At 30.0% G+C, this 7993-nt stretch carries 7 protein-coding genes and 1 pseudogene; 7 read left to right on the forward strand and 1 reads right to left on the reverse strand.

Features of this window, described 5'->3' with window-relative positions:
* The 4 genes from K6V43_RS10950 to K6V43_RS10965 all read left to right on the forward strand — a co-directional run.
* Window positions 1-534, forward strand: a 534-nt coding sequence (locus tag K6V43_RS10950; RefSeq protein WP_222383111.1) for an IS630 family transposase, incomplete at its 5' end; no start/stop codon positions are given.
* 714 nt (window positions 535-1248) lie between these two features.
* Window positions 1249-2595 (forward strand): exopolysaccharide biosynthesis polyprenyl glycosylphosphotransferase, encoded by a 1347-nt coding sequence (locus K6V43_RS10955; RefSeq protein WP_222383113.1) that lies wholly within the window; start codon window positions 1249-1251, stop codon window positions 2593-2595.
* Window positions 2596-2728: 133 nt separating this feature from the next.
* Window positions 2729-3466: a Wzz/FepE/Etk N-terminal domain-containing protein gene (locus K6V43_RS10960; RefSeq protein WP_222383114.1), complete on the forward strand. Its 738-nt coding sequence runs from the start codon at window positions 2729-2731 to the stop codon at window positions 3464-3466.
* Window positions 3467-3489: 23 nt separating this feature from the next.
* The gene (locus tag K6V43_RS10965; RefSeq protein ID WP_222383115.1) at window positions 3490-4197 is read left to right on the forward strand and encodes a CpsD/CapB family tyrosine-protein kinase; all 708 of its coding nucleotides are present in this window, start codon (window positions 3490-3492) and stop codon (window positions 4195-4197) included.
* Between the two features lie 1056 nt (window positions 4198-5253).
* On the opposite strand, the gene K6V43_RS11730 is transcribed toward K6V43_RS10965, so the two are convergent.
* A complete protein-coding gene (locus K6V43_RS11730; protein WP_222383117.1) occupies window positions 5254-5631 on the reverse strand; it encodes a glycosyltransferase in 378 nt (125 codons plus the stop codon).
* Window positions 5632-6494: 863 nt separating this feature from the next.
* On the opposite strand from K6V43_RS11730, the gene K6V43_RS10975 reads away from it, so the two are divergent.
* From K6V43_RS10975 to K6V43_RS10985, 3 genes and pseudogenes are all read left to right on the forward strand, one after another.
* Window positions 6495-7190, forward strand: a complete 696-nt coding sequence (locus K6V43_RS10975; RefSeq protein WP_222383116.1) for a hypothetical protein — start codon at window positions 6495-6497, stop codon at window positions 7188-7190.
* Window positions 7191-7315: 125 nt separating this feature from the next.
* Window positions 7316-7522 (forward strand): IS66 family transposase, encoded by a 207-nt coding sequence (locus tag K6V43_RS10980; RefSeq protein WP_002939754.1) that lies wholly within the window; start codon window positions 7316-7318, stop codon window positions 7520-7522.
* A pseudogene (locus K6V43_RS10985) lies at window positions 7476-7993 on the forward strand (IS66-like element short variant transposase); the annotation flags it as partial. The gene K6V43_RS10980 and the pseudogene K6V43_RS10985, both read left to right, overlap by 47 nt.

Below are 7993 nucleotides of genomic sequence, written 5' to 3' on the forward strand. Positions count from 1 at the left end.
AAAGAATATCAAAAAATCCGCCTTATGTATCAAGATGAGGCGGGTTTTGGGCGTATCAGTAAACTTGGTTCGTGTTGGTCTCCTAAAGGTTATCGTCCTCACGTAGCTAGTCACCATATTCGTGAGTACCGCTATTGTTATGGAGCTGTGGATGCCCATACAGGCGACTCGTTTTTCATCATAGCAGGTGGATGTAATAGTGATTGGATGAATGAATTTCTATGCCAACTATCAGCAGCTTATCCAAAAGATTACATTATTTTAGTCATGGATAATGCCATCTGGCATAAATCGAAGACAGTAAATATTCCTGAGAATATAGAATTTACCTTCATTCCACCCTATACACCTGAAATGAATCCTATTAAGCAAGTCTGGTCTGAGATTCGTAAACTTGGTTTCAAGAATAAAGTATTTAAGACTTTAAATGAGGTAATCGATAAACTTGAAGAGGTTATTCAAACCTTAACTGCTTATCAACTCAAATCAATTGTACATAGAGACTGGACATCCGCTATTTTTGATTTTAACTGAGTATCAAATCAAAAAACACCTCAGAAAAGTATTGCTAAATTGCGATACTTTTCTTGAGGCACTTTTGTCCTGTTCTTGTTTCAATTATCTATAATAGCTTTCATTAATAAATAAATGACAAAAAATGTACAAAATTTAGAGACATTTTCTGCGGATTGTTCAAATCAATTAATTAATAAATCATTAATTTCTAGATGGTTATTGCAATGATATTTACTGTATCGAAAATTCTTCTAAATAAAGAATAATTTTATTTATCATTAATCGTAATGAAGAACTTAAATCTTTCTAGTGTCAGGTCATAATAACACTAGTTTCAGAATATTAGAGATAGAAAATAAGATACGAAAACGTAAATTCCTAAATTCAATTGAACAGATAATGATAAAAAATTAAATGTTAATCTATACCAAATGCTTTTTTTTTTTTAGTACAAAATGTTTTTATTCTTATTACATCTATGATAAAATAATATAATAGGTTGAATATAGTATAATTGAAGTAATACACTATTTTCAGAATATTTCAAAAAGCAAATTTGTGTTAAAGTTGTCTCTTTTGTGGTAAAATCAATTGTTAAATCTCAGAATGTTACAAGTAAAATAAATGGAACATCCTTTAAATATTATTATAAATAACAACATAAATATACATTTAAGAATCGAAAAATTTTTTTGAATTTATAATTTTTTGTATAGGAGGAAGGTAAATAATATGGAAAATAGAAGACTATTTCATATCTTCTATCTCTCGTTTAGTGCGATCATTTTTTCTTTGAGTTTCGAAATCATTTGTAATAAATCATTTAATACACTTGAATATATCTATGTGGGTGGGCTTCAGGCATTAATAGCTATGATGGCAGGTAATCATCATTTTTATAATAAATCATACAAAACAATTTCTAATGTATCCTTGTCTGTTCAGATTGTTGTATTTATTGTTCTTTCGATATTGGCTGCTTTACATATGGTAGATTTCCCAAACTGGCCAACATTTTTAATGGCTACACTATTAGCGACGACGTGTACCTATTTATTTAATTACGTAGCCTTATTTCTCTATCGAAAAATGTTTGGTGGTCAACGCTTATGTGTTATTGGAAATGAAGAAGATGTTTTAAAATCCATCGAAAATTTGATGAAAATTGAAAATATGATTTTTTCAGTTACCCATGCATTTACTTGTGAATTTTTTAGTAACATTGAACAATATATTACTGATTTCGATGCGGTTTATTTTGCTAGTGAAGTTGAAATAGATCGAGAAAAAATTTACTATCTCCTTTTAGAAAACAATAAAGGGATATACAATGGTGTTAATTTCCAATCAGGTCTTGAAGTTATGCCATCTTACTTCCAATTTGGAAATGATGTTTTTATTGGATTAAAACCATATAAATTGACAAAAGTAGAGGAAATTTTAAAGAGAGTATTTGATATTTTTCTTTCCCTTTTATTATTGTTTTTGACGTTGCCATTGATGATTTTGATATCAATTGCTATAAAATTTGATTCAAAAGGACCTGTGTTCTATTCTCAAGTACGTGTTACAATGAACGGTAGACTATTTAAAGTAGTTAAATTTCGATCAATGGTCCAAAATGCTGAAATTCAGTCTGGTCCAGTATTTGCTTCATCTAATGATAGTAGGGTAACAAGATTAGGGAAATTCTTAAGATTTACTCGCTTAGACGAGTTGCCGCAATTGTTTAATATTTTAAAAGGAGATATGTCAATCGTTGGTCCGAGACCGGAGCGACCTCATTTTGTAGAACAATTTGAAAAACAAAGTCCATGCTATCATTTGCGTCATCGAGTGAGAGCAGGTTTGACAGGATATGCTCAGATTTACGGTACATATAATTCTGACTTTAATAGTAAATTAAAGTATGATTTATTATACATTCAACGTTATTCTTTCTATTTTGATATCAAACTTATTTTGAGAACGTTGAATATATTATTTGATAAGTTAAGCTCTAAAGGAATTGATGAGAACGAAGAAAATAAAATAGTAAACTTGAAACAATTAGAAAAATTTTCAATTGTAGTTAAATAATATCGGAAAAAATTTAATTTTTTTCAATATCTCAACCATTATTTTTATTTGAGATTCCTTAAAGTAAACTTTTTAACACTTTTTGGTATAATGTTATTTGGAAAATTTCGACGTATGAAAGGTATTTTAATTAATGAATAATCAAGGAGATGATATCATTGATATTTTTGAGCTAATTAATCTATTCAAAAAGAATATCATGATAATTACTATAAGCTCAATCATTGGTGGAACTTTTATGGGACTTTATGCAAGTTTTGGAGTGACTCCTCAATATGCTTCAAGTGCTCAACTACTTGTTGCACAAGACCCTATAGATATTGGAAATCAAAACGCATATGTTAGTGCAGCCAACTCTATCCGAACAAACTTAGAAATGATACCGACTTATCGAGATATATTATTCGGTGTTCCTGTTTTAGGAAAGGTTGCAAATTCATTTGATAATAAATATTCGGCAGCTTACTTGAAAGAGCGATTAACTTTCACACAGACTGAAGATTCACAGGCCTTTGTTGTTAATCTTCGAATGAATGATGCCAAAGAAGCTCAAGCTGTACTAGAGGAGGTGACTACAGTGTTTAGTGATACTTTACAAGATATTTATAGTGAAGGTTTTGGAAAGGTTGTAGTATTGTCACCGGCTTCTTATAGCGCTAACAAAGTTTCCCCAAGTATTATAAAAAATATTATTTCTGGAATACTCGCTGGAGTGTTTCTATCATTTGGTTTTATTATTTCTAGAAATCTATTTGATAGAACTGTAAAAAATGATGCTTTCCTACGTGCACAAAATCTAACATTATTGACTGAATTGTATGATATGACAGCTAATGAAATTAGTAATGCTCATTATAATATTAATAAATAGTAACTAAGAAAGTGAGTCAACTAATGCTTTTTGGTAGAAAAAGAAGACAAAGAGAGCTACATAAACAACAAATTAAAGGCTCGCCTCTCTATTCGGCGACTCAGCCCACAAGTATTAACGCTGAACAGATTCGAGTTTTGCGTACCAACCTACAATTTGCACAACTAAATGGAAAAATAACATCCATTGGTATTACTTCTTCTATACCTGGAGAAGGTAAATCAACAGTTTCTGCAAATTTAGCACATAGTTTAGCTGTGGCGGGGAATAAAGTACTAATAGTGGATGCTGACCTACGCAAACCAACTGTACATCGAACTTTTAAATTATCGAATTTAAAAGGTTTAACAGATTTAGTAATAGATCCAAATCAGCGTTTTACTGAGTTTTTGGACTATCATCAAGATCTTGGTTTATATATACTAACATCGGGACCAATTCCGCCAAATCCTTCAGAATTATTAATGTCTACAAATATGACAAAATTAATGGAACAGTTTGAACAGTATTTCGATTATGTCATTTACGATTTGCCTCCGGTAAATAGTGTTACCGATGCACAAATTATGGCCAAAAAAGTAGATGGTATAATTTTGGTGGTTCGTCATAGTTATGTTCAAAAAAGTGAGTTGGAAAAGAGCTTGCGATTGTTAAACAATGTTCATGCTGAATTACTGGGCTATGTTATGAATGACATCGTAAAAGAGAACAAGGAACAATATTACTATTAAGGTGATGAAAAAATAATACAGCAGATGGAGTTCCTCAGAAATAAATTTTTTCTTGTATTCAGGAGTTATTATGGAAAAGCATGTATACTTAGTGATGGCACATCAAAATTTTATCAATTACAATTTTGATTTCTTATTTGAATGGTAAATATGACGATTTATCATCAAATCAATTTTATCATTTTTCATTTTTTATCAAATCTACTCTTTTATAACCAAGTGAACATATTTGCACGTATACATTGATTTTATTCTTAAGACAAATGATTTCACATTGAGTTTTTTTGAAGCAATTAATATTTGGAAAAATATTAGGACTTTCTTTAATATAAATTTTCTTTTGAATATTCTCAAAAGTTAGAAAAAATAGAACAATTTTTTGTCGCTATCTAAAAAAATTATAAAAAAAAACTTTTTTATAGCCTCTACATTTAAATAGCTCGATAATTTTCATTGTGAATGTTATCCACAAAATAAATTATCGAGCTGATTTAATATTTGAATTATTTTTTTTCAAGATATATTACAGTTGTGAGTCTCTAATATCTTAGTTCAAAACGAGAGCGAATATGAGTCGCGAAATTGAATAATTAAATGGTAATATGTAAACTTTAAAAAAATCGATATAGTAGTAGTGTTTTTTTGTAGAATGTCAACAAATTTGGATTTTATAAATAGTTTAAGCGATTTATACTCAGCAGTTGCCTCATGATAAGTTGTAGTATTATATACCGTTATAGCATTTGCAAAAATTTGGAGTAATTCCTCTATCTTTTTAAAGGTAAAATATTCAATTTACTTCGAATTTCTTACTCCCATTATACTGTTGTTTTCCATATATTTTCTATTATTATCAGGATTTGGTGTTGTACTTAAAGATTCCTCCCTCGAACGATATATGTATAATTTTTCTGGAGCCGTTGTAAATTTTTCAGCATTTATCATTAATTCAAAATAAATACCTACCTATTTCAGGTAGAAATCGAAAGTGTATACTGTCAATTAATTTTTTTGATACAATACGGGCAGTTGGTTGTGTTATTTGATAAGTATCTTTTAGTTGAGCTTTTCAAAAAATATGTTTAAACCATACGGATTTTTCTTTTTAGTCAGAAGAGTAGGTACCCGTTTCACAAAGTACAAGATCTGCATGATTTTGTACTGCTTGGAAATATAGTTTTTCAAGAACGTCTTTTTCAATATTATTTTCATAATCGACGAATGATTTAAATTGACCACTTGCAAGTTCAATACTCTTGTTTCTTTCTTCTCCAAAACCAGTGTTATTGAAGATTCAATAACAGTCACTCTAGGATCGCTTTGTTCAAATTCTCTTAAAATAGATAAAGTGTTATCTGTAGAGCAATCTTCAATTATTAGTAGCTCAAAATCTGAAAGATTTTGACTAAAAATGCACGTATTACATTCACTAATGTATTATACAGTAGTATATACTGGAAGAATATTAGAAATTTTCGATAAGGTTGTATTATCTACTTTAGTTCTTTTGTTTTCCAAGTCATTTTATAAATTATTTTGAATATATTGTTTTTAGTAAATAAGATAAGTATTCTTTAAATTGTGAAATCTAGTCATTTTTAATCTATAACTGGTGATAGTAAGTACCTTATGCAGGTTTTCAAAAGAAGGAACATTGAATGAATAATATTATTTCATATCCTACTGATTGATTTATTAGATACAAAAAATACATTAATTGAAACATGTATTAATAGATAAAATAATATAGATTTTTACTTTTAGAAATACAATAGAATTGTTGAGGTTTAGTCATGGATAATAGACAATATAATGTCTGGAGTATTATCTTCTTTTACACTTCAATGGCTATATATCCATTAAGTATTGTTATGAGATTTATATTCACAAAATTAGGATTTGCATTTATTGCTGGAAAAAGTATCTATATTTGCTATGCGATAGTTTATCTTTTTGCAACCGCTATTTTGATACGGTTTGGCATTTCACTTAAACGATTTGTCTTCTTATATTATATTTATATATTGTATCTCATTTTGTACTTGACAACCGCCCCATCTGTAAAAAGTATTTTTTCGGGAGTTCTGATGGTAATGATATATGTATATTATTTACCATATGCAGTATTGATACTTTCTAGAATAACGGATTTCACTATACTATTTTCAAGTAAATTTATTGAATATATGAATTATTTTATCATTATTAGTTCGTTTTTTATGAAGTATATCTTTAATGACCAAACTAATTATATGCCCTATTCATACAACCTATTGCCGATTTGGATATTATTTTCAATGAATTTTATTCAAAAACCAACTTTAGTAAAAGCAGGAATATCAGTCGTTATGTTACTGGAAGGTGTTATATATGGTGCAAGGGGACCATTAATTTGGCTGATAATCGGAGTATTTTTTTCATCTTTACTTGAAATTATCGATAAAAAAATTTTTGAAAATTTATCAATAAAAATGATTGGTCGTTTTTTTCTTAGCCTTGGAGTCTTAATGGGTATCTTTTTATTCTTAAGTAAAACTCTCTCGTCAATTAGTAGTGAAGGTTCGTATATATTAAGTCGTTTGCAGCAAGGAGATCTTGGTGATAGTACGGGTCGCAAAGCTATGATAGATACAGCTATCACTTACTTGAAGCAAATGGGTGGTGAAATTAACGGTGTTTTCTTTGATAGAACATTAATGCCTCAAAAATTATATGTTCACAACCTAATTTTAGAGACCTATTTATCATTTGGTTGGTTTTTAGGAACAATAATTTTAATTTCTCTAATTTATTTTGTCAGTAAAACTTTTATCATATCAAATATTAAAAACAAAAAAGTAGTCATATTTGCAGTTTCATCTTTCTTTCTAAAATATTTTTTATCTGGAAGTATTTATGAGGGAGATAGTTTTATAATAATGTTAGCTCTTGTTTTTGCAGTCTATCAACAGGAAAAAAACAATCGTATAGAACTTACAAGAAAATTTAATTAAAATTGAACTTACTCAAATTAACTACTTAACTTTAATGTGTCATCTATCTATTTTATCCATTATGAATTAATAATAATAGCAACCTTTCATTGTGTATAATGAGATAAAAAGAAGGAGGTAAGTCCATGGAGTCACAAGATAAAGTGATTGAAAGTCTAACAAAAACTATTGAAATCATGACCAACGAATTGACCCTCCTTCGTGAACAGGTTGAGTATCTGAGACAGAAACTCTACGGAAAATCATCAGAGAAGGTAGTGTATCAACCCGGTCAGCTGAGCTTGTTTGGGGAGGAAAGCCTCCCTGAAGAAGAAGCTGACTTACCCAGTTGAAACAGAAACAATTACCTATAAACGCAAGAAAGCTAAGGGAGTTCGTCAGGCTATTTTTAGTCAGTTTACTCCAGAGATTGTTCATCACGAATTGCAAGGCGAAGACTGCACTTGTCCAGACTGTCATGGACAGTTGAAAGAGATTGGTTCTACTGTTCAACGACAAGAGTTGGTCTTCATTCCCGCAAAATTAAAGCGGATTGACCATGTTCAACACGCATACAAGTGTCAGGCATGTAGTCAGAAGAATCTGAGCGATAAGATTATCAAGGCTCCAGTTCCTAAGGCACCTTTGGCACACAGCTTGGGTTCAGCTTCTATCATCGCCCATACTATTCATCAGAAGTTCAATCTTAAGGTGCCCAATTACCGTCAGGAAGAGGACTGGCACAAGCTTGGTCTGCCCATCAGTCGGAAGGAAATAGCCAACTGGCACATCAAGTCTAGTCAGTATTATTTCGAACCGATTTA

It is taken from the genome of Streptococcus suis (assembly GCF_019794615.1).
Taxonomy (GTDB): Bacteria; Bacillota; Bacilli; order Lactobacillales; family Streptococcaceae; genus Streptococcus; species Streptococcus suis_AI.

Coding starts and splice junctions, on each gene's coding strand:
- K6V43_RS10955 (WP_222383113.1), top strand. CDS start 1,249: ATGGAAAATAGAAGACTATTTCATATCTTCTATCTCTCGTTTAGTGCG.
- K6V43_RS10960 (WP_222383114.1), top strand. CDS start 2,729: ATGAATAATCAAGGAGATGATATCATTGATATTTTTGAGCTAATTAAT.
- K6V43_RS10980 (WP_002939754.1), top strand. CDS start 7,316: ATGGAGTCACAAGATAAAGTGATTGAAAGTCTAACAAAAACTATTGAA.
- K6V43_RS10975 (WP_222383116.1), top strand. CDS start 6,495: ATGAATTTTATTCAAAAACCAACTTTAGTAAAAGCAGGAATATCAGTC.
- K6V43_RS10965 (WP_222383115.1), top strand. CDS start 3,490: ATGCTTTTTGGTAGAAAAAGAAGACAAAGAGAGCTACATAAACAACAA.